This window comes from Colwellia sp. BRX10-9 (genome assembly GCF_014077405.1).
Lineage (GTDB): Bacteria > Pseudomonadota > Gammaproteobacteria > Enterobacterales > Alteromonadaceae > Colwellia_A.
Window position 1 is genome coordinate 1 of the sequence record NZ_JACGVV010000029.1, and the last position, 21,572, is coordinate 21,572.

Annotated in this window: 17 protein-coding genes; 5 read left to right on the forward strand and 12 right to left on the reverse strand. The window is 38.3% G+C overall.

Features of this window, described 5'->3' with window-relative positions; translation table 11 throughout:
* Window positions 1-721 precede the first annotated feature (721 nt).
* From lysS to dsbC, 4 genes are all read right to left on the reverse strand, one after another.
* Entirely contained in the window at window positions 722-2,272 is a 1,551-nt protein-coding gene (lysS, locus tag H4J69_RS15080; protein ID WP_070377186.1) for a lysine--tRNA ligase, read from the reverse strand.
* Between the two features lie 63 nt (window positions 2,273-2,335).
* Window positions 2,336-3,434 (reverse strand): peptide chain release factor 2 gene (gene prfB / locus H4J69_RS15085; RefSeq protein ID WP_182216879.1). Its coding sequence is split into 2 segments (ribosomal slippage): window positions 2,336-3,358 and window positions 3,360-3,434, totalling 1,098 coding nucleotides; the frame shifts between segments, so codons are not numbered across the junction.
* Between the two features lie 151 nt (window positions 3,435-3,585).
* Complete coding sequence (gene recJ / locus H4J69_RS15090) at window positions 3,586-5,331, reverse strand: single-stranded-DNA-specific exonuclease RecJ (protein ID WP_182216881.1); 1,746 nt, start codon at window positions 5,329-5,331, stop codon at window positions 3,586-3,588.
* A 100-nt stretch (window positions 5,332-5,431) separates the two neighbouring features.
* Window positions 5,432-6,241, reverse strand: coding sequence for a bifunctional protein-disulfide isomerase/oxidoreductase DsbC (gene dsbC / locus H4J69_RS15095; RefSeq protein ID WP_259364958.1), 810 nt, complete (start codon window positions 6,239-6,241; stop codon window positions 5,432-5,434).
* A 296-nt stretch (window positions 6,242-6,537) separates the two neighbouring features.
* Here dsbC and fldB point away from each other — a divergent pair, with 296 nt between their 5' ends.
* The 4 genes from fldB to H4J69_RS15115 all read left to right on the forward strand — a co-directional run bounded on the left by fldB (window position 6,538) and on the right by H4J69_RS15115 (window position 12,660).
* Window positions 6,538-7,086: a flavodoxin FldB gene (fldB, locus tag H4J69_RS15100; RefSeq protein WP_182216882.1), complete on the forward strand. Its 549-nt coding sequence runs from the start codon at window positions 6,538-6,540 to the stop codon at window positions 7,084-7,086.
* Window positions 7,087-7,176: 90 nt separating this feature from the next.
* On the forward strand, window positions 7,177-8,418 hold the full coding sequence (gene srmB, locus H4J69_RS15105) for an ATP-dependent RNA helicase SrmB (protein ID WP_070376001.1): 1,242 nt from the start codon (window positions 7,177-7,179) through the stop codon (window positions 8,416-8,418).
* A 184-nt stretch (window positions 8,419-8,602) separates the two neighbouring features.
* A complete protein-coding gene (locus H4J69_RS15110; protein WP_182216884.1) occupies window positions 8,603-9,664 on the forward strand; it encodes a FecR family protein in 1,062 nt (353 codons plus the stop codon).
* A gap of 107 nt (window positions 9,665-9,771) precedes the next feature.
* Window positions 9,772-12,660 carry a TonB-dependent receptor gene (locus H4J69_RS15115; RefSeq protein WP_259364959.1) on the forward strand — a complete coding sequence of 963 codons (2,889 nt, stop codon included), beginning with the start codon at window positions 9,772-9,774 and terminating at the stop codon, window positions 12,658-12,660.
* 17 nt (window positions 12,661-12,677) lie between these two features.
* Here H4J69_RS15115 and H4J69_RS15120 read toward each other — a convergent pair whose 3' ends face one another.
* Complete coding sequence (locus tag H4J69_RS15120) at window positions 12,678-13,145, reverse strand: LPP20 family lipoprotein (protein WP_070375999.1); 468 nt, start codon at window positions 13,143-13,145, stop codon at window positions 12,678-12,680.
* 39 nt (window positions 13,146-13,184) lie between these two features.
* Window positions 13,185-13,841 (reverse strand): FlgO family outer membrane protein, encoded by a 657-nt coding sequence (locus tag H4J69_RS15125; RefSeq protein WP_070375998.1) that lies wholly within the window; start codon window positions 13,839-13,841, stop codon window positions 13,185-13,187.
* A gap of 195 nt (window positions 13,842-14,036) precedes the next feature.
* On the opposite strand from H4J69_RS15125, the gene H4J69_RS15130 reads away from it, so the two are divergent.
* Complete coding sequence (locus tag H4J69_RS15130) at window positions 14,037-15,200, forward strand: flagella assembly protein FlgT (protein WP_182216887.1); 1,164 nt, start codon at window positions 14,037-14,039, stop codon at window positions 15,198-15,200.
* A 70-nt stretch (window positions 15,201-15,270) separates the two neighbouring features.
* Here H4J69_RS15130 and arsJ read toward each other — a convergent pair whose 3' ends face one another.
* The 6 genes from arsJ to H4J69_RS15160 form a co-directional block, all read right to left on the reverse strand.
* On the reverse strand, window positions 15,271-16,512 hold the full coding sequence (gene arsJ, locus H4J69_RS15135) for an organoarsenical effux MFS transporter ArsJ (RefSeq protein ID WP_182216888.1): 1,242 nt from the start codon (window positions 16,510-16,512) through the stop codon (window positions 15,271-15,273).
* Between the two features lie 130 nt (window positions 16,513-16,642).
* Window positions 16,643-17,668 carry an ArsJ-associated glyceraldehyde-3-phosphate dehydrogenase gene (locus tag H4J69_RS15140; protein WP_182216890.1) on the reverse strand — a complete coding sequence of 342 codons (1,026 nt, stop codon included), beginning with the start codon at window positions 17,666-17,668 and terminating at the stop codon, window positions 16,643-16,645.
* A gap of 22 nt (window positions 17,669-17,690) precedes the next feature.
* Complete coding sequence (locus tag H4J69_RS15145) at window positions 17,691-18,047, reverse strand: metalloregulator ArsR/SmtB family transcription factor (protein WP_182216891.1); 357 nt, start codon at window positions 18,045-18,047, stop codon at window positions 17,691-17,693.
* 215 nt (window positions 18,048-18,262) lie between these two features.
* Window positions 18,263-20,149 carry a DNA topoisomerase IV subunit B gene (parE, locus tag H4J69_RS15150; protein WP_182175801.1) on the reverse strand — a complete coding sequence of 629 codons (1,887 nt, stop codon included), beginning with the start codon at window positions 20,147-20,149 and terminating at the stop codon, window positions 18,263-18,265.
* Window positions 20,150-20,206: 57 nt separating this feature from the next.
* Window positions 20,207-20,806 carry a YqiA/YcfP family alpha/beta fold hydrolase gene (locus tag H4J69_RS15155; RefSeq protein WP_182216893.1) on the reverse strand — a complete coding sequence of 200 codons (600 nt, stop codon included), beginning with the start codon at window positions 20,804-20,806 and terminating at the stop codon, window positions 20,207-20,209.
* A gap of 1 nt (window position 20,807) precedes the next feature.
* Window positions 20,808-21,569, reverse strand: a complete 762-nt coding sequence (locus H4J69_RS15160) for a metallophosphoesterase (protein WP_220465937.1) — start codon at window positions 21,567-21,569, stop codon at window positions 20,808-20,810.
* Between the last annotated feature and the right edge of the window lie 3 nt (window positions 21,570-21,572).

Sequence of the window (21,572 nt, forward strand, 5' to 3'; positions counted from 1 at the left end):
CCACATCCGTCGTCATCCTGATACCACACCCGTCATCCTGAACTTGTTTCAGGATCTCGTCGTTAACAACACAAAAGCATATACTGAAATAAATTCAGTATGACGGTAAAGGGATAAGCCTCAGTCATTCTGATAACACCTCCTTGATCCTGATAACACGTCCGTCGTCATCCTGATACCACCTCCGTCATCCTGAACTTGTTTCAGGATCTCGTCGTTAACAACACATAAAGCAGATACTGAAATAAATTCAGCATGACGGTAAAGGGATAACTAGACACTGTTAGTCTGAACCCAGGCTATTATTTTGATACTAACTTCATCATCCTGATACCACCTCCGTCATCCTGATACCACATCCGTCATCCTGAACTTGTTTCAGGATCTCGTCGTTAACAACACAAAAAGCAGATACTGAAATAAATTCAGCATGACGGTAAAGGGATAACTAGACACTGTTAGTCTGAACCCAGGCTATTATTTTGATACTAACTTCATCATCCTGATACCACCTCCGTCATCCTGAACTTGTTTCAGGATCTCGTCGTTGACAACACAAAAATCAGATACTGAAATAAATTCAGCATGACGATAAAGGGATAAGGCTCAGTCATTTTGATAACACCTTCGTTCTTTCTACACAGAAAAGCCGGATAAGTAATTAACTTATCCGGCTTTTATAAAATAAAATGAACGCTTCTAAAAGCGTTCTTTATAAAGGTTACTCAGCTAAAGGACGCATATGAGGGAACAAAATAACATCTTTGATCGTTGGTGAGTCAGTAAACAGCATCACTAAACGGTCAATACCAATACCTTCACCCGCAGTTGGCGGTAAACCATATTCAAGCGCTTGAATATAGTCTTCATCATAATGCATCGCTTCATCGTCACCAGCATCTTTGCCTTCAACTTGGTTGCGGAAACGTGCTGCTTGGTCTTCTGCGTCATTAAGCTCAGAGAAGCCATTCGCTAATTCACGGCCACCAACGAAAAATTCAAAACGGTCAGTAATAAATGGGTTGTCATCATTACGACGTGCTAATGGTGAAACTTCCCAAGGGTACTCTGTAATGAAAGTAGGTTGATCAAGCATATGCTCAGCAACTTCTTCAAATATTTCACAAATGTATTTACCTGGGCCCCATACTTTTGATGCTTCTGTTTCTTTAACACCAACAGTTTTGGCCATAGCTTTAAGTGCGTCGAAGTTTGCTTCTGGGTTACGTAAAATGTTTTCGTCTAGGTCGTTACCGTATAATAAAATAGCATCAACCATAGATAAGCGCGTAAACGATTTTCCAAAGTCATAAAATTTCTCTTCAACGACTTCGCCATCACTATTTTTAACTGTGTTACGAATAACAGAGCTACCTAGTACGTTTTCAGCAAGAGTACGTAACATATCCTCAGTGATATTCATTAAATCAATGTAATCTGCATAAGCTTGATAGAATTCAATCATAGTGAATTCTGGGTTATGACGTGAAGATAAGCCTTCGTTACGGAAGTTACGGTTAATTTCGAATACTTTTTCAAAACCACCAACGACTAAGCGCTTTAAATAAAGCTCAGGGGCAATACGCATATACATTTGAATGTCTAAGGCATTATGAAAAGTTTCAAAAGGTTTAGCCGTTGCGCCACCAGGAATAGTTTGTAACATTGGCGTTTCAACTTCCATGAAACCACGAACAGTTAAAAACTGACGAATACCTTCAACAATTTTTGAACGAATAAGGAAAGTATTACGCGTTTCTTCATTGATGATTAAATCAACATAGCGTTGACGATACTTAGTTTCAACATCAGATAAACCGTGGAATTTTTCAGGTAACGGGCGCAATGACTTAGTGAGTAATTGATATTCGTCCATATTGACATATAAATCGCCTTTACCAGACATATGCATAGTGCCGGTAACACCGATAATATCGCCGATATCTAAAGTGCCCCAACGCTCTTTAATATCTTTTTGCACTGTTTTATGTGCATAAGCTTGGATGCGACCAGACATATCTTGTAGTACCAAAAATGGCCCACGCTTAGCCATAACTCGACCAGCAATACTATAGGTTGCTGTTTCAGCTTCAAGTGTTTCTTTATCTTTCTCACCATGCTCAGCTTGTAAATCAGCAGCGTAGTGTTTTCGGTCAAACTTGTTTGGGTGGCCATTAGCCGGACAGTTTTCACGAATTTTCGCTAATTTACCGCGACGTTCGGCGATTAATTTGTTTTCATCTTGCTGATTTACTTGTGCTTGGTCGGTCATTTTTTTTCTCGTTAACTTTTTAAGTTTTGATTGTCGAACCTTGCCACGCAAGGCTCTTCTACTTTATAAACCAGATTTTAGGCTGGCTTCTAAAAATTTGTCTAAATCGCCATCTAAAACTGCTTGGGTATTTCGATTTTCAACGCCTGTGCGTAAATCTTTAATTCGGCTGTCGTCTAAAACGTATGAGCGTATTTGACTACCCCAGCCAATGTCAGATTTACCATCTTCTAATTCTTGCTTGCCTTCATTTTTCTTTTGCATTTCCATTTCAAAGAGCTTAGCTTTTAACAACTTCATCGCCGTTGCACGGTTCTTATGTTGAGAGCGGTCAGCTTGACAAGCGACAACAGCGCCCGTTGGAACATGGGTAATACGAATAGCTGAATCAGTTTTATTAACATGTTGACCACCAGCGCCCGAGGCACGAAAGGTATCAATACGTAAATCAGCAGGATTAATATCGATTTCAATATTATCGTCAATCTCAGGATAAATAAATGCCGAAGCAAATGAGGTATGACGACGACCACTGGAATCAAATGGTGATTTTCTTACTAAGCGATGAACACCTGTTTCTGTACGTAACCAGCCATAAGCGTATTCACCGGTATACTTAATCGTACACCCTTTAATACCGGCAACATCACCGTCAGTCACTTCAATCGCTTCTGTTTTATAACCGTGTGCTTCACCCCAACGCAAATACATACGCATTAACATTTCAGCCCAGTCTTGTGCTTCAGTGCCACCAGAGCCCGATTGAATATCTAAATAACAGCTATTTTCGTCATGTTCACCAGAAAACATCCGGCGAAATTCTAATTTTTCTAAACTTTTTTCTAGCGCTTGAATTTCATCGCTCGCATCGTTAAAGGTTTCTTCGTCGTCTTCTTCTAGAGCAAGTTCAACTAAACCTTCAACGTCTTCACAGCCTCGATCCATTTCATCAATGGTTTCAACGATGGCTTCAAGAGAAGAGCGCTCTTTACCGAGTGCTTGTGCTCGTTCAGGATCATTCCAAACTTCAGGTGACTCTAATTCACGCACCACTTCAACCAAACGTTCTGATCTTTGGTCGTAGTCAAAGATACCCCCGAAGCATATCTGTACGCTCGCGGATGTCTTTAATCTTGTTTAATACCGGGTTAGCTTCAATCATAGTTTATAATTTTACATCGCAAATTTGGCGTCAAGATGCACGCCCGAAAGAATAAAATAAAATAGTCGCGCATTATAGCGTAATTTCATCGCTAAATAAACGATTTAACTGACTAAACTGGCTGAAAATAAAGCAATGAATCGCCAGGCTTTTATTCAAGGTATTCCACAATAAATTGCACACTTTGCTTGCCACGAAATTCATTAATATCGAGACGGTAAGCAAGGTGGACTTGTTGAGTTTGATGGTCAGGCCAACGGCTTAAGTCAACATTAAAAGCGATAGCATCAAAAACTTGCCCCGCTTTTTCAACAACCAGTTTCAGATGTTTCTGGCCGACAATGCGTTGCTGAACCAACTTAAATTTATCGTCAAATAAAGGTTCGATAAAGTTTTGTCCCCAAGGGCCAGAATCACGTAATAGCTGAGCAAAAGATAAGGTCATTTCATTGGTGGGTAGTTCGCCATCGGAGGCGAGCGTACCTTTGAGATCGTCACTGCTTAACCAAAGCTCGGCATATTGATTTAATAAGCGCTGAAATTCTTCAAAGTTTTCTTCTGCTATTGATAAGCCAGCTGCCATGGCGTGACCACCAAATTTAATAATGATATTTGGGTGCTGCGTGTCAATATGTTCCAGTAAATCTCTAATATGTAAACCAGGAATAGAGCGTGCGGAACCTTTAATTTCACTGGTTTTTCCTGTTTTCTCAAGAGAAAGGTCATCACTCGTGCCAGCAAAAACAATACTGGGTCGGTGATACTTTTCTTTTAAACGACCAGCAACAATACCGATAACCCCCTGATGCCAATCTTTTTGAAACAAAGAAATCGCGTGCGGTAAGTTATCATCAGAAAAATTTAAGCTTTTCAGCACTTGTTCTGCTTCTTGCTGCATGCCCTGCTCGATTTCTCGGCGCGACTTATTTAAATCATCAAGATCAGCAGCCATTACTCGAGCAGAAGCAAGGTCTTTGGCAAGCAAACAATTAATACCGTAAGACATATCGTCTAAACGCCCTGCGGCATTTATTCTTGGACCCAAAGCAAAACCAAAATCACTAGCAACTATCTTTTTCTGATCTTTACCGGCTATTTCGAGCAATGCTTGAATGCCTGGGCGCGTAACTCCCGCACGAATTCTTTTCAAGCCTTGTTCAACCAAAATTCGATTATTGTTGTCAAGAGAAACAACATCGGCTACGGTCCCCAAGGCAACTAAGTCAAGGAGTTGAGCAATATTAGGCTCTGCTATTTTTTTGTCAACGAACCAGTTCTTCTCACGTAAATATTTACGCATTGCCATCATAAAATAAAAAGCAACACCAACACCCGCCAGCGCTTTACTGGCGAAGTCACAGCCAACTTGGTTTGGATTAATAATAGCGTCGGCATCAGGTAGTGTCATGCCCGGTAAGTGATGGTCGGTAACAATAACACCTAATCCTAAAGACTTGGCTTTAGCGACGCCGGCAACACAACTAATACCATTATCAACGGTTATTAATAGCTCAGCGCCTTGCTTAGCAGCTATTTCGACAATTTCAGGTGTTAAACCATAACCATATATAAATCGATTAGGTACTAGGAATTGATAATTATCACAGCCAAACAAACGTAAAGCTTCCATCATTAATGCAGTGCTAGTCGCACCATCTGCATCAAAATCCCCAATAATGGCAATGTTTTTATTCGCGACTAAGCCTTCATATAAAACCTCACAGCCTTGATTAATCCCTTTTAAACTTTCAATGGCACAGAGTTGGCTGACATTAAGTTCGAGTTCAATTGCCTTATCAATACCGCGGCTGGCATATATCTGCTTAATAAGTGGATGAAGATGATTGGGAAGATGGTTATCTTCAACTTTGACACGGCGTACTATTTGCTTTTGCATAAGGAGAGTTTCTGATGATTAATTCAAAGAGGTTAAGAGAGCAAAATGGCAGGCTATTTGGCCTGCCACTTAGGTTAAATCATTAACAAACGATTATAATTTATCCTGCCGCTTTCATCTGTTCAATTATAGCAACAAGCGCATCCGGTTCTTGATAGCCAGGTAACATCATACCGTTTTCTAAAATAACAGCCGGTGTGCCACTAACCCCAACTTGACGGCCAAAATCAAACTCATCTTCAATGGGTTTATCACATATACGTTGTGCAACATTTGAACCCATTTTAGCTTTTGTTAACGCATCTGCTGGATTTTCATGACACCAAATAGAGCGTAAATCTTTAAAGCCTTGAGAATATTGACCCGAACGGTCTTTCACACCTGAACGAGGGTAAGCTAAATAACGTACCGTAATACCTTTTTCATTATATTCATCCATTTGTTCATGCATCTTACGGCAGTAGCCACAAGTGATATCGGTGAATACGGTCACAACATGCTTTTCATTTTTTGCTGGATAGACAATCATCGCATCAGCAAACTTGTCCAGACCATCAAGTCGAACTTGCGCTAAACTTGCTTCTGAATAATTGACAACCTTGCCGCCTAAACCATAAAGTTTACCTTGAATGAAAAATTGACCATCGGCACTCGCATAGAATAAACCTTGGTTAGTGATAAGTTCAACTAAACCAGGCATAGCTGATGGTTTAACGGCATCAATTTCTAGGCCTAACATTAAACTAAGCTTTGCTTTTAATTGAACCGCATCGAATTGGGTAGGATTATTCATGGTAGATGTGGTGGTTGAGGCGCTACTTGCAACCACAGTCGGCTGCTCTACAGCAAACACTAAACCAGCAACACCGATACAAACCGCCGTAAGGGCAAGGGAAATTTTCTTAAACATTAATGACTTCCTAAAAGTAGAACTAACAATCGGTAATCTCAGTGATTACACAAGATTAATTGAGCTATATAACATGACCGTTTCTTAGTCGGTAAAATTACAGGGAATTGAAATAAAATGCAATAAACCTAGTCATATCACTCTATTAATAAGTGTAAACAGCCACTTTATAACGATATATATATTTTACTGCCTTGATATAAACTATCTGTTAAACTCTCGCAAAAATAGTGACCCTAATGTTAATCGGTCAATATCTTACTTCTAAGCTCAAAAAAGATGCTAAAGGCTACCTCATGAAAATTGGTTTATTTTACGGTTCTACCACTTGTTATACTGAAATGGCGGCGGAGAAAATTCAACAATATTTTGCTGACAAAGCAAAGTTCAAGACAGAGTTCGACGTTGAATTGTTTAATATCAAAGAGACACCACTAAGTAAGATTGACGATTTCGATCTGGTTATCATGGGTATTTCTACTTGGGATTATGGTCAAATTCAAGAAGATTGGGAGGGCCACTGGGATGATATCGCGACTTTAGATTTATCAGGAAAAATTATCGCCCTTTATGGCATGGGTGACCAAATTGGTTATACCGAGTGGTTTCAAGATGCGCTGGGCATGTTGCATGAACAAGTCATCGCCCAAGATGGTTTTGTTATTGGTTTTTGGCCCAACCAAGGTTATGAGTTTGAAGCCTCTAAAGCGCTCACCGAAGATAATAGTCAATTTGTCGGTTTGGCATTAGATGAAGACAATCAATACGAACAAAGTGATGAACGTATTGCATTGTGGTGTCAACAAATTCAAAGAGAAATAGCTGAGATTATTGAAAGTGAATAAAAACTAAAAATAAATAGCTTTAGCTTTAGCTAAATAGCCTGTTTCGCTTTATAATTCACGGCAATATTATCCTGACCGAAATTATACTTTATGTTTGAGCAATTTGACCTAGATTCAGCACTACTAGGCGGCATTACAAATGCTGGCTATAAAAAACCAACATCTATTCAAGAGTTGGTTTTACCTGTCGCCATGACAGGTAAAGATGTTTTAGCTTCAGCGCCAACGGGCACAGGTAAAACAGCTGCTTTTATATTACCTATCGCTCAACATCTGCTAGATTACCCGCGTAAAAGCCCAGGTTTTCCTCGGGTACTTATTTTGTCACCAACGCGCGAGCTTGCTATTCAAACCAGTGAGCAATGTACACAATTAACTGAATTAACTGATATTAAAACTGGGTTGATCACTGGTGGTGTTAGTTATGACAGCCATAAAGATGTCTTAACTAAGAACACCGATATTCTAGTTGCTACGCCAGGCCGTCTACTTGAATATCTTGAATCAGAACAATTTGAAGCCCGCGACATTGAAATTCTTGTACTTGATGAAGCTGACCGTATGCTTGATATGGGTTTCTCTGATGCGATTAACCGTATTGTTGGTGAAGCTCGCTGGCGTAAGCAAACCATGCTTTTCTCAGCAACCCTCGAAGGTGCGGGTGTTTTACGTTTTTCAAAAGAAGTACTTAACGAGCCAGTATTTTTAGAGTCTCACCCATCACGAAAAGAAAAAGCCAAAATTCACCAATGGCTTCATTTAGCAGATGACAAAGAACATAAATTTAAATTATTAATCAACTTGTTAAAACAAGAAGGCTTTGAACGCACGGTTGTTTTTGCCAACAAACGTGAAACGGTCCAGCATTTGTCAGGAAAACTCTACGCTGAAGAAATCCCCTGTGCTTGGCTTGAAGGTAAAATGCCACAAGACAAACGTAATCATGCCATTAACCGTTTACGCTCAGGTATGGTAAAAGTATTGGTTGCTACTGATGTTGCTGCTCGTGGTTTAGATATTGATGACATTACTCATGTTATTAACTTTGATATGCCACGCAAAGCAGATATTTATTTACATCGTATTGGTCGTACAGGCAGAGCGGGTAATAAAGGTACGGCTATCTCTTTAGTTGAAGCACACGATATGCCTGTCATTGCCAAGATTGAACGTTACATGGACGAGCGTTTATCACGTCGAAATATTGAAGGCTTAAAACCACAATATAAAGAGTCTAAAGTTGCCTTGAAAAAACCTAAGATCAAAATTAGTAAATCACAGAAAAAAGCTAAGGCGAAAAAACAAGCAAAACGTGCAAACAAAAAGAAATAAAGGTAGAGTAGAAAATATAGGAGGGTTTTCTAGTTTTGAAAGCCCTGATTATCATATTGATTTGTTAGGTAAAGTAAGTTTTACTTGATAATAAAAAACCGTTTGCTATTACGCTAGGATGCACGGCATGGTCGAATAAATATATCGATGTTTGCGTGAATTGAATGAAGACAAAATATTTATTATGGCTAAAATACAATATAATAATGAAATAGAAGTGCAGGCCAAGTATTGGCTATCTCGCATTGAACAAGGATTATCGCAACAAGAGCGACAAGCTTTTGTTGCTTGGGTTAATCAAGAAAACAATCATCACTTAGCCCTTCATAAGTACTCACCTTCGACCAAAATTTCTAAGTTACTTGCCGAGTTTAATGGTTTATTTCCTTTAGAAAAAAAACATTCTCCTCACTCTAAAAAATTATTCATGCAATTATCAATGGCTGCCAGTGTTATTTTCTTTGGTATCATTACCAGTGAGTTTTTTTTAAATAAACCAATATTTTCGTTTTTTCAATCAACGTCATCTGAAGTTATTTATGATCAATTTTCAACAAAAATAGGCGAGCATAAAAAAGTGACCTTACCCGATGGTTCAAATGTCGAGTTAAACACTGATAGTTTACTCACTATTAGCTTCAGTGAAGAACATCGTCAATTAAATTTGATCAAAGGCGAAGCCTCTTTTGAAGTCGCAAAAGATAAATTACGCCCCTTTAGTGTCACGTCTGGGCAACAATCATTTACCGCTTTAGGCACCATTTTTAATGTACAAAAAAGCGATAATAATCAGTTAGAGTTAATTGTTACCGAAGGGCGAGTATTAATCGCTGATTCGAATGAAGCATTACCGGCATTAACGAAAAAAATAGCCAGTACGGTTCAATTTCCGCAAAAAAATAGCATTATAGTTGCAGGTGAAAAATCGACTATAATCAACAAAATTCAATCACCGACAAATAAAATTTCATCACTCACTTTATCTCAGGAACTTTCCTGGAAAAAAGGCATACTTATTTTTGATGGTGAATCACTGGCCACTGCACTTGATGAAATTAGTCGCTATACCGATGTTAAATTTACCATTAAAGATAAAGCGCTTGCCCAAATGAAAGTGTCCGGTTATTTTAAGTCAGACGATGTTGGTACTTTATTAGATTCAATTAGCTATAATTTCGACCTAAAATATACCAAGACAAGTCACAACACTGTAGTTATCACCAAAGCAACTGACGCCATAATTTAATGGTCAACGCCTCAAATAGGCTATAGATAAGTACAATGAATAAAAATTATAAATAGAAGGTGAGCTTTCTGTATTCAACGATCACAATCAAAGCACTAGTTGACACCTTGCTAAACTATTTATTTAAAGAAAGAAAAAAACAGCAACACCGTGCCGTTTTAACAAAACTATTGACACATTTTTTTTGTTCATTCTTTATTATTTTTCCATTATCTTTTAGTTTAACCACTCAAGCTAAAGTACAAGCTATTGCACCCAATATAACGCACTTTACTGTCGCCGCTCAATCCGTTGATCAAGCATTAATTAAACTTGCCCAGCAGGCCGATCAGACCATTATATTTTCTTATGATTTAACCCGAAGTTTTAACAGTAATGCCATAGAGGGTTATTACTCAGTTTCTTTGGCTTTGAGGAAGCTCCTTAAAAACACGGGGCTTCATGCAGAAATAAATAATAAAGGCCAATGGTCGATAAAGCAGAAAAATAACGTTACAGCGCAGAGCAAATCTAAACAAGAAATTAAGACCACAGAAAAAGTCAAAGCCATTGAAAAAATAGTTATTGTTGGTAGTCATATTAATGGCAGAACCGTAAAAGAGTTACCTGTTCCTGTTGATATTATATCTGCGGACACTCTGCGTAATAGTGGCCAGACTAACCTTGGTCAAATATTGCAAGCACTAGTACCTTCTTTTAATTTTTCTCGTTCAGCAATAAGTGATGGCAGTGACGTATTACAGCCAGCAACATTGCGTGGTTTAGGACCGGATCAGACACTGATTTTATTAAATGGTAAGCGTCGTCATCAAGCGAGTTTAATTCATATTAATAGCTCTGTTGGCCGAGGTACAGCTGGTACAGATATGAACGCCATTCCAGTAAGAGCCATTAAACGTATTGAAATTTTACGTGATGGTGCAGCCGCACAATATGGCTCGGATGCCATAGCGGGTGTTATTAATATTGTGCTAAACGATAGTAATGAGCAAGCGACCTTAATAACATCAGCTGGTGCTTATCAGCAAGGTGATGGTCAAGATTTTCAGCTATCTTATACGCAAGGTTTACCGCTGGGTGATGATGGCTTTATCAATGCCACATTAAGTTTAGTCGACCATCAAAGTACCAACCGCTCAGGTTTACATGGTGCCTGCCAATTTGGCCAGTGCACTCAATTGGACAATGGTCATTGGCAAACCGATGATCCTCGAGAGTTATCCGCTAACCGAGCAACATTTCGTATTGGCGACCCTTCGTATCAACAACTTTCTTTTGCCGCAAACAGTACATTTGAACTGAATAACGGGCAACTTTATGGCTTTTTAACCTATTCACATCGAGAAAACCAATCTGCCGCATTTTTTCGTCACAGCGCGAATAACAATGAAAACCCATTATTAAGTGATGGTCAAGCAACTATTCCTCAGGGTTATTTACCCAAAATAGATTCAGATATAAAAGATATGTCATACAATTTTGGCTATAAAGTGGCTTTCGATAATGACAGCGCCATTGATATTTCATATACCTATGGCAAGAACCAAATAGACTATACGACTAAAGATTCACTTAATGCTTCTTACGCTAACTATCTATTACAAACCAGTGACTTAACAGTAGATGAATTACGTGCTCAATTACCAAAGTCTGCTTTTGCTTACGGGCTATCCTTGTCACTTGAGACAGTAAATTTACTTTTTAGCCAAGACTATGAAAATTACTCACTCGCGTTAGGCGCAGAGTTTCGCCAAGAAATATACCAAATAATACCAGGTAACCCCTACAGCTTTCAGGATTATGATACCGACAATAATCAAGCATTGTTTGACCAAGATGCCGCTGGTGGTATTCAAGGTTTTCCGGGGGTTGCACCTGAACTTGCGGTTAACGAGAACCGTGATGTTGTTTCACTTTTTGCGGAGTCTGTGACCCAAATCAATGACTTTATCGAGCTCAGTGCGGCCATTCGTTATGATGATTATGATATATTTGGTAACAGCACCAATACAAAACTTGCGGTGCATTGGCAAGCACACCAGCAACTTATTTTGCGCGGAGCCTATAGCACAGGTTTTCGTGCACCTTCTATGCAGCAAATGTATTTCAATAATATCAGTACACAGTTTATTGTTGACGAAAGTGGCTCATTGTTGAGTGAGGAAGTGGAAACATTCAGAAATGATAGTACTTTGACCACTCGACTCGGGGTGCCTTCTTTAAAAGAAGAAGAATCTGACAACCTCAGTGTTGGCTTTATCTACAGCCCTACTGAAAATGTAGATATTAGCTTTGATTTTTATCAGATTGATATTGATAATCGTATTGTCATTAGTAGTAAATTGGGTATGGGAATATCACCTCTACTCGACCAAGCTTTTACTGAGGAGTCTGTTACCAAAGGACAGTTTTTCTTAAATGGCGCTGATACCGCAACTCAAGGCACAGATATTGTTGCTACTTGGCAGACTCAAGCTTTTGCTGGAGATATTAACTTCACCTTGGCGGCAAACTTTACCAATACTGAGGTAACCAAGTTATTTACACCTGATCACAGCACACTGCATACCATTAGCGTTGAAGAAATTTTTTCACAGCAAGATATTTCTATCATTGAAGAGTGGCAACCACGCAATAAAATAAGTGTAAACACCCTTTATAAAAACCAGCACTGGACCATCAATATATTGTTCAATCACTATGGTAAATATACGATAACCGATGGTGGTAAACAAACTTATGGCGCAGAGCTATTAACTGATATTAGCGTTAGCCATCAAATGTCAAAAAATCTTGCGGTCACTGTGGGTAGTCATAATTTATTTGATGTTATGCCTGACAAAAATCGTATAGGAAACTCTCGAGGAGGCACGATTGAAGATCAACAAGGTAATATCATTGTTGATAGCACAGGTGTATTCAAATATTCACGCCGATCAGCTCCTTTCGGTTTTAACGGCGCATATTTTTATGCAAGTCTGCAGTATGATTTTTAAGGGTGTGCTGTTAACACTTAATAATAGGTAACCGCTTTAATTTCACGTTTGGGTGAAGAAGCTAAATAAATATTATAAACATCTTCAAAGTCTAAACTTAACTCTGTGGTGTAACTGTCGCCAACAGGATAGCTTTTAATCACTTTAGCTGCGCGGATGACACCTTGAACTGACGCTGACACTTCATTTTTACCCATTATCAGTTGTGACATGGTCATTTCACCATTTATCTTTTGCCCATAAACTTGTTCTGCAAGTTCTGCATAAGCGGCAAGCTTTGAGGCATTAATCGCCATCAACATACGCTGCGTTTCATGTTGTGAGTTTTGCAAACTTATCGGCGCTTGGCCAATAGCATGTAACACAGGGAAGGTTTCAGGCTTAACACTTTGCCATTGTACGTGTTTGTCATAAACACTAGAACAGCTGGCAAGTAACAAAGCTAAACTACCAGCGGTTAATATATTAAGAATAATTTTTTTCATCATAAATACCAAAAGTTAGTCCTACATCAATATAAAAAACTAATTAACAATTTTAATTGAACGTTCGTCTTCTGCTAACATAACGCTGTTTCGAATGATTAATCCATCTTTTATCCGAACACTTTCATCTTGATTAATCTGTTCACCAATTACCCAGCTTGGAATAAAAGATTGTGCCGTGGCAACAACAACACGTGATTGCATACCAATCATCCGAGCATTAATCATCACACCATTTTCTTGTTCCATCATGGTACCGGTTACAACATAGTCAATAATCTGCCGCTCTGGCAGCTCTTTCCAGTCGCGACTAAAAACATAATCACCTTGAGCAGTGACACGAATATGTCCCGTCGTTTTAAAATCAATAACAACTAAACCATGGCGCTGTAATTCATGAACAAAGTTCTCTGATATTTGATTACCCAGCCAATTAGTTGACTCAAGGTTTTCTAATTCGACAAAAGAAGCTACCGCGATAGGTGTTTTAGGGTTTACAAAAGAGCTGCTTTCAAGCATCTGATAAGTAAGCCCTTTAACAACATCTGCTATCGCATGTCGAGGTAGATTGAAACTGTCAATTTCACCTCGTACTTCTTGCTTTGATTTATAAAAATTATCTTCATCACTCATCATATTCATTGATGAACACGACATCAACGTTGGAATAAATAATGGAATAAGCCACTTTTTCATTGAGCTCCCCTTGATCGCTCTGAAAGCGAATAATCAGTTTTGCAGTAATATCGATAAACGACATCAAATAGTTTCTAATATAAATAAAGCACAAATCGCGCCAATCTATAAAGTTACTTGCGTATTAAAATAAGTGGGCATAGAAACTGCATATTCGACAGTAGATATTAAACCTTTTTTACTGACGGACTTCATATGCGCTTATTTATATCAGCTCTACTTTTATTTTTTATCACTCATTCTGCTGATGCCCAGTGGTATGAAGCTCAGGGAAAGTCAGTAATAATGCAGGGCAATGCCGAACGAGCAAAAACATTAGCCATAGAGAATGCATTAAAAAAAGCCTTACTCGTTGCCGGAGCTTCCGTATCGAGTGTGCAAAAAACGGTTAACGGATTATTGACACAAAATGAAATAAATATTCGCGCCAGCGGTACCGTAAACTCTTTTGAGCTGGTTGATGAAAATTATGAGGGCAATTTGGTCACCGTAACCATTCGTGCTGACATCTTCCCACAAAGTAAACAGTGCTTCTCTTCTGATTATCGAAAGTCTTTATTAATTACCCGTAGTAACTTAATGCATAGAGAGCAAGCGAGTATCGGTAAAATTTATGCTCTTGATAATAAATTGATGGCTAAACTTGCTTATAAAATTAACAACCAAGGTATTTATCTAGACACCCGATTGTTATTAAAAGAGAAGTCTCAGTTCTCAAGATTAAATAACAGCTTACAAGTTGAAGCAATAAAAAATCTCACCATGTCGTTAGCTAATATCAGCGATACTCAGTATGTCATGTATTCTGAAATTAATGACATTAGCTTTGCACAAGCCTCAACCAACGGTTGGCAGTTCTGGCAAGAAGATGTTTTTAACCGTCAGTTTAGTGTCAGCCTATATATTTACAACGGTACTAATGGTGAATCTGTCTTCACTAAGCAGTACCGTAGTTCTGCCCCATGGGAATTTGGCAAACGTCAGCAAGTTGATGTTCATAGCGAAGTATTCTGGCAAAGCCAATACGGAATGGCCATTGAAAAAGTGTTAGGGGATATGATCATTGATATCGACGAAAATATGATGTGTCAACCTACTCGTGGCAAGGTAGTGCAAATAGCTGGTAATTCGTTAACGATTAATTTAGGTAAAAGGCATGGCGTAAAAGTTGGTGATGAGTTTTCTCTGTTACACTTAAATAATATCATTACTGACTCAGGAAAAACCTATGCAGGTTTTAACGTTAGCCCTTACACAGTAAAAATAACCCAAGTGTCTCAGCAAAGCGCACAGGCAATGACTACTGACGGGCAATTATTGGGTAACATCCAATTAAATGATTTAGCGGTGCGTTACTAACTTCATCGCTATATAGAATGTTAACGTTACCAGCATGCTGTTAACGTTAACATTGTCACTGTTTTGCGCCTTATTCGTTTGACAGACTAATACGTTTAATCAATAAGGCTGAAAGTCCAGCAAACAAAGCGGAAATGATTAAACAGGTAATTAAGTTAGTAAATTGATAAATAACACCTGACATAACAGTCCCTAATAACCTTCCCAGGGCATTAGCCATATAATAAAAGCCAACATCCATAGAAACGCCATCTTCTTTCGCCATGGCTACAATCACATAGCTATGTAGCGCAGAATTAATAGCAAAAACAGCCCCAAAAATAAATAAGCCTGCAATAATAATGATTTCAGTACTGATGTTGAGCTTGGTCGCATAAAACATCAACAGTGCTAACAACAAGGTAACACCGGATAAAATCATCCCCCAAGTAAATAACAAATGACCCTTGATATTATGTTGGTTATTTTTAATAAAAAATTTAGGTGTTGAGCCTTGAACAATACCATAAGCGATAATCCATAACGCCATAAATATCCCAACATTAGTATGTTGCCAACCTAAATTACTGACCAAATATATCGGTAATCCGACAACAAACCAAATATCCCTAGCAGCAAATAAAAATAAGCGCGCGCCCGCCAAATAATTTAATGATGAGTGATTTGAGAATATCTCTTTAAATTTAACTTTGTGCTTTGCCTTACCTAAATCACCTTGCAATAATAACAGACTAAGCACAAAAACAATCGCTAGCACACTCGCCATTATTAGCATGGCTACTGAAAATCCCACGGTACTTAGTAACCAGGCACCTAGGAAAAAACCGATACCCTTTAAGGCGTTTTTTGATCCTGTAAGATAAGCAACCCAACGGAAAAGAACAGCGTGATCTTGGTTGTTATTGCTCGTTGGTACCAACGTTTTAATACTGCTTTTAGCGCTCATCTTATTAAGATCTTTGGCTATACCCGACAGCGCTTGTGCCAACATAACCCAGATAACGGTTAAGTATTGTTCAGGAACTGTTAGCATTAATAAAGCAAAAACTTGACTGAACAGACCAATATTCATGGTTTTATTCAAACCAATTTTTGCTCCTAACCACCCGCCAACTAGGTTGGTTATCACGCCAAAAACTTCATAAAATAGAAATAACATCGCAATGGCAAGCGGGGAATAACCTAGATGATGAAAATGTAATAATACCAGCATACGCAAAGCACCATCGGTTAAGGTGAAAAACCAATAGTTAGCGGTAATTAATAGGTACTGTTTTACCGCACTAGGCAGTGCAGTTATTCTGTTTAACATAAAGGTACCAATGATGGTATTTTCGATTGATGTTGGCGTATGCTAATAAATAATCAAGAGTATTAAACATTAGCGTAACGCCAAGATATTATTCGTTTAAAAACGCAGTCTATGTCGATATTCTCAAAGACTAGTCCTTAATATCAGATCGTCCAACTAACAACATTAACTCTGCAGCTCGATTGGCATAACCCCATTCGTTGTCATACCACAAATACATTTTCAATTGGGTGTCATTAACAACCATGGTTGATAGCGCATCAACAATACATGAACGTGGATCCGTTTTATAATCAACAGAGACCAAAGGACGCTCTTCATAGCCAAGTATATCTTTTAGGTCTCCTTGTGCCGCCGTAGACATCAATTGATTAATTTCTTCAACTGTTACGGCTCTATTTAGCTCAAATACACAGTCAGTAATTGAGGCATTCGCTAACGGAACTCGCACGGCATGACCATTTAATTTTCCCTTTAGCTCAGGAAAAATATGGGTAATAGCGGTTGCAGACCCGGTAGTCGTTGGAATTAAACTTTGGCCACAAGCTCGCGCTCGACGTAAATCTTTATGAGGCGCATCAAGGATAGTTTGCGTATTGGTAATATCATGGATAGTCGTCATACTGCCGTGTTTTATGCCAACACTGTCTTGGAGAACTTTAACCACTGGCGCTAAACAATTAGTGGTACAAGAAGCAGCAGTGACAATTTTATGCTGTGCTTTGTTATAAAGGTGATGATTAACGCCCATGACAATATTTAAGGCGCCCTCTTCTTTTACGGGTGCTGTAACCATAACCCGTTTAACACCTTGTGCTAAATAAGCGCTTAATAGTTTGGTCGTTTTCATCACTCCAGAAGCTTCTACAACAACATCACATTGTGACCAGTCAGTTTCAGCTATGGTTAAATTATGACTAATATTAATGTGATGTTCACCATCTTCATCACAGACGATCATTTGGTTATTGTCGACTTGTGCATCAAATTTCCAACGACCATGAATAGAGTCAAAATTCAGTAAGTGTGCTAATGTTTTAGCATCACCTGCGGGATCATTAATTTGAATAAACTCTATTTCTGGCCATTGCCATGCCGCACGTAAAACTAAACGTCCGATGCGGCCAAAGCCATTAATTCCTACTTTAATTGTCATGATTTATTCCTATTTATTAAGGTTATTCGCAACATGTTTGCTGTCTGCTCGGACGATTGCCCATATCAATAAGGTTTGTTACACATGCGGTTAAATATGCTTGATTGTTAAGACTTGATAACTCGATGACTTCTTTTTGCCAAAATGGCATTGCATCAACGAGACTATAAAAAACCCAGCGTCCTACTTTTCGTTCACTGAGAATATGATGTAATTTAAGTTGGGCAATATGACGTGATATTTTAGGTTGAGATAAAGACAAAGCGGCCGTTAATTCACAGACACACAGTTCCTTTTCCATTTGTATAAGTAAAATTATTTTTAGCCGAGTATCATCAGCTAAATTTTTAAAAAATTGAACCACCCTATCATTATTCATAACTGGCACCGCATTAATTCGAAAGCTTATTTGGAACATACATAAAATAACAATACACATTTAACATATGTTTTTTCATATATATGGAAAAACATATGTTATTTCATATTGAGAGAGTATGCAAATAACCTTTTTAAATAAAAACAGTTGTTAGATAAAAGCGCAAAAAAAAGCATGAGTTAACTCATGCTTTGGTGTTAAGAAACTAAATATGGTTAAATTTCGACCATGTCACCTTTACTTTGCAGCCATGTTTTTCTATCTGGGCTACGTTTTTTTGACAGTAGCATATCCATTAACTCCATCGTTTCAGAGTGCTCATCTACCGTTAATTGCACTAAACGACGTGTATTTGGATCCATAGTCGTTTCGCGTAGTTGCAGAGGGTTCATTTCACCCAGACCTTTAAAACGTTGTACATTAACTTTACCACGTTTTTTCTCAGCTTCTATTCGATCTAAAACACCGTCTTTTTCGGCTTCATCTAAGGCATAGAAAACTTCTTTACCGACATCGATACGATAAAGTGGTGGCATAGCCACATAAACATGGCCACGTTGCACTAAAGGTAAAAAGTGTTGCATGAATAAAGCACATAATAACGTTGCGATATGAAGACCATCGGAATCGGCATCGGCAAGAATACAAATTTTACCGTAGCGTAATTCTGATAAATCATCACTATCTGGATCTATGCCTAATGCCACTGAAATATCATGGACCTCTTGTGAAGCCAGTATTTGTCCGGAATCGACTTCCCAGGTATTTAAAATTTTACCTCTAAGCGGCATAATTGCTTGAAACTCACGGTCTCTCGCTTGTTTAGCACTACCTCCCGCCGAGTCTCCTTCCACTAAAAACAATTCTGTTCGGGCAATATCTTGACTGCCACAATCAGTTAATTTCCCGGGTAAAGCAGGTCCTTGAGTAATTTTTTTACGAATAATTTTTTTACTGGCACGCAAGCGTCGCTGAGCATTTGAAATACAAAATTCAGCAAGGTTTTCTGCGATTTCAGTGTGTTCATTTAACCATAAACTAAAAGAATCTTTTACCACACCGGTAACGAAAGCGGCGCATTGTCGAGAAGATAAACGTTCTTTAGTTTGTCCTGCAAATTGTGGTTCTTGCATTTTCACCGATAAAATATATGAACATTTGTCCCATATATCATCTGGCGTTAATTTTACACCGCGAGGAATGAGGTTTCTAAATTCACAAAATTCGCGCATTGACTCCAATAAGCCTTGGCGTAAACCATTGACGTGTGTACCACCTTGGATGGTTGGAATTAAATTGACATAACTCTCTCCAATGCCCTCTCCACCTTCAGAGAGCCAAGTTACGGCCCAATCAGCGGCTTCATGCGAAGAAGAAAAAGTCCCAACAAAAGGGTCTTCAGGTAAACAAATACAGCTTTTAAGAGAATCTTTCAGGTAGTCGACTAAACCATCTTCGTAATACCATTGATATTTTTTATCTTCATTCTTGTCATGAAACTTGATGGTCAAGCCTGGACATAAAACAGCTTTCGCTTTTAATAAATGTACTAAGCGACGCACTGAAAAATTTGCTGAGTCAAAATATTTAGGATCAGGCCAAAACTTTACGCGTGAACCGGTATTTCTTCGGCCAACCGTACCGGTTTCATGTAACTCTTCAACTTTTTCACCATGCTCAAAAGCCATTTCATACACTTTACTGTCACGGCGAACTGAAACATCAACTCGGGTAGAAAGTGCGTTAACCACAGAAATGCCAACACCATGCAAACCACCAGAAAATTGATAATTTTTATTAGAAAATTTACCACCGGCATGAAGTTTACAGAAAATAAGCTCAACACCTGAGACACCTTCTTCGGGATGAATATCGGTTGGCATGCCTCGACCATCATCAATAATTTCCAGTGATTGGTCTTTATCGAGCACAACGGTGATATTTTGCGCATGCCCAGCCAAAGCCTCATCAACCGAGTTATCAATAACTTCTTGGCCTAAATGATTAGGGCGAGAAGTATCTGTGTACATACCTGGACGATGTCGTACTGGGTCTAAACCACTGAGGACTTCAATGGAGTCTGAATTATATTGTTCGCTCATTTAACTATTCTAATAATGATTATGATTAAAAAATGTTTTAATACCTATCGGTCTACTTTATTGACTCGTTGGGTATAAATTAAAAAACATCGCAATTTTAGGTAACACTTTCGAGTAATCAATAAAGCTGTGATCCCCGCCTTGCTGGACAATTATTTGGCAGTCACAATATTTATCGACAGCTTTTTGATAATCTAACACTTCATCGCCTGTTTGTACCATGACCAAGTAATTATTTTTCGAAATAAATTGTTGTTCAAGGCTTTTTAATGACTCAATAAAATGCTTTTCAATGTAATAAACTTCCTGTGTGTAAGGATTAGTTTGTTCACCTAAATAATCAACTAATAATTCAAAGGGCTTTACTGCCGGATTAATTAATACGGCTTTGCCTTGATATTTCTCTGATAAATACGTTGAAAAATAGCCACCTAGTGATGAACCAATAAAATACCAAATGTTTTCTTTATCGCTTTTTGAGTCTATTAGTGTCGTTAATTGTTCGATAACAGCCGTTGGTGACGAAGCTAACTGAGGGCTAAAAAATGAGACTTCGGGAAAATGTTCATTAAAGTAATGCTTTGTCAGTTGTGCTTTCATCGATTGTGGTGATGAATTAAAACCATGTAGATATAAAATATTAACCTGTTTAGACATTTTATTCCTTTGTTAAAAAGTAGCTGTCTGACTTTATTTTTCCATCAGTAAATAGCGAAAAAACACGATAGCCTGGCCCTTGTCCATTTGAAGCACCAGCGCTTTTATTGGTGTCAAATTGAATCGATGTAGCGGGACAAGTAAATAAGGGAATGGCTGGTGATTGGTCTGAATACAAGGTTAATGCTTGATGCACATGACCACAGGTAATAGCTTTGATACTCGAAAACTTATTAATCGTTTGCCAAAACTCTGCTTGATTTTCTAAACCGTGTTGATCAATAAAATAACCAACATCTAATGGGTGATGATGCATCATCACTAATTGATGTTTTTTATCATCAACGATTGACTCAAATGCAGATAAATCGCTTGGTGTTACCAGACCTTTCGGTGTTTCACTTTTACTGTTAAGTAAAACAATTTGCCAATATTTATCATTAAAGACTTTTTCACGATTGAAAGGAGGAACAGATAAATATTTATCCAATAACTCGAGTTCATCATGATTCCCCGCCAAATAATAAAAAGGTATCGCTATGTCACTTTCAACAACAGCTTGCACAAAAAGTTGATAAGACTTTTCACTATGGTCTTGAGTTATATCACCGGTGAATACAATAGCATCGACTAAATGCTGATTTTTAATGTCGTCTAAAACACTGACTAAATTATGGTAAACATTAGCACCATGATGCAAACCATCTGTTTGAGAAAACAAATGGCAGTCGCTTATTTGCGCAATTTTAAAAATAGAAGACAAAAG

What these genes read in the sequence shown, in the direction of transcription:
- H4J69_RS15125 (WP_070375998.1), bottom strand. Translation starts at nt 13,841, where the DNA reads ATGAAAAAGTGGCTTATTCCATTATTTATTCCAACGTTGATGTCGTGT.
- H4J69_RS15140 (WP_182216890.1), bottom strand. Translation starts at nt 17,668, where the DNA reads ATGACAATTAAAGTAGGAATTAATGGCTTTGGCCGCATCGGACGTTTA.
- parE (WP_182175801.1), bottom strand. Translation starts at nt 20,149, where the DNA reads ATGAGCGAACAATATAATTCAGACTCCATTGAAGTCCTCAGTGGTTTA.
- arsJ (WP_182216888.1), bottom strand. Translation starts at nt 16,512, where the DNA reads ATGTTAAACAGAATAACTGCACTGCCTAGTGCGGTAAAACAGTACCTA.
- H4J69_RS15120 (WP_070375999.1), bottom strand. Translation starts at nt 13,145, where the DNA reads ATGAAAAAAATTATTCTTAATATATTAACCGCTGGTAGTTTAGCTTTG.
- recJ (WP_182216881.1), bottom strand. Translation starts at nt 5,331, where the DNA reads ATGCAAAAGCAAATAGTACGCCGTGTCAAAGTTGAAGATAACCATCTT.
- srmB (WP_070376001.1), top strand. Translation starts at nt 7,177, where the DNA reads ATGTTTGAGCAATTTGACCTAGATTCAGCACTACTAGGCGGCATTACA.
- dsbC (WP_259364958.1), bottom strand. Translation starts at nt 6,241, where the DNA reads ATGTTTAAGAAAATTTCCCTTGCCCTTACGGCGGTTTGTATCGGTGTT.
- H4J69_RS15145 (WP_182216891.1), bottom strand. Translation starts at nt 18,047, where the DNA reads ATGAATAATGATAGGGTGGTTCAATTTTTTAAAAATTTAGCTGATGAT.
- H4J69_RS15130 (WP_182216887.1), top strand. Translation starts at nt 14,037, where the DNA reads ATGCGCTTATTTATATCAGCTCTACTTTTATTTTTTATCACTCATTCT.
- H4J69_RS15155 (WP_182216893.1), bottom strand. Translation starts at nt 20,806, where the DNA reads ATGTCTAAACAGGTTAATATTTTATATCTACATGGTTTTAATTCATCA.
- lysS (WP_070377186.1), bottom strand. Translation starts at nt 2,272, where the DNA reads ATGACCGACCAAGCACAAGTAAATCAGCAAGATGAAAACAAATTAATC.
- H4J69_RS15110 (WP_182216884.1), top strand. Translation starts at nt 8,603, where the DNA reads ATGGCTAAAATACAATATAATAATGAAATAGAAGTGCAGGCCAAGTAT.
- fldB (WP_182216882.1), top strand. Translation starts at nt 6,538, where the DNA reads ATGAAAATTGGTTTATTTTACGGTTCTACCACTTGTTATACTGAAATG.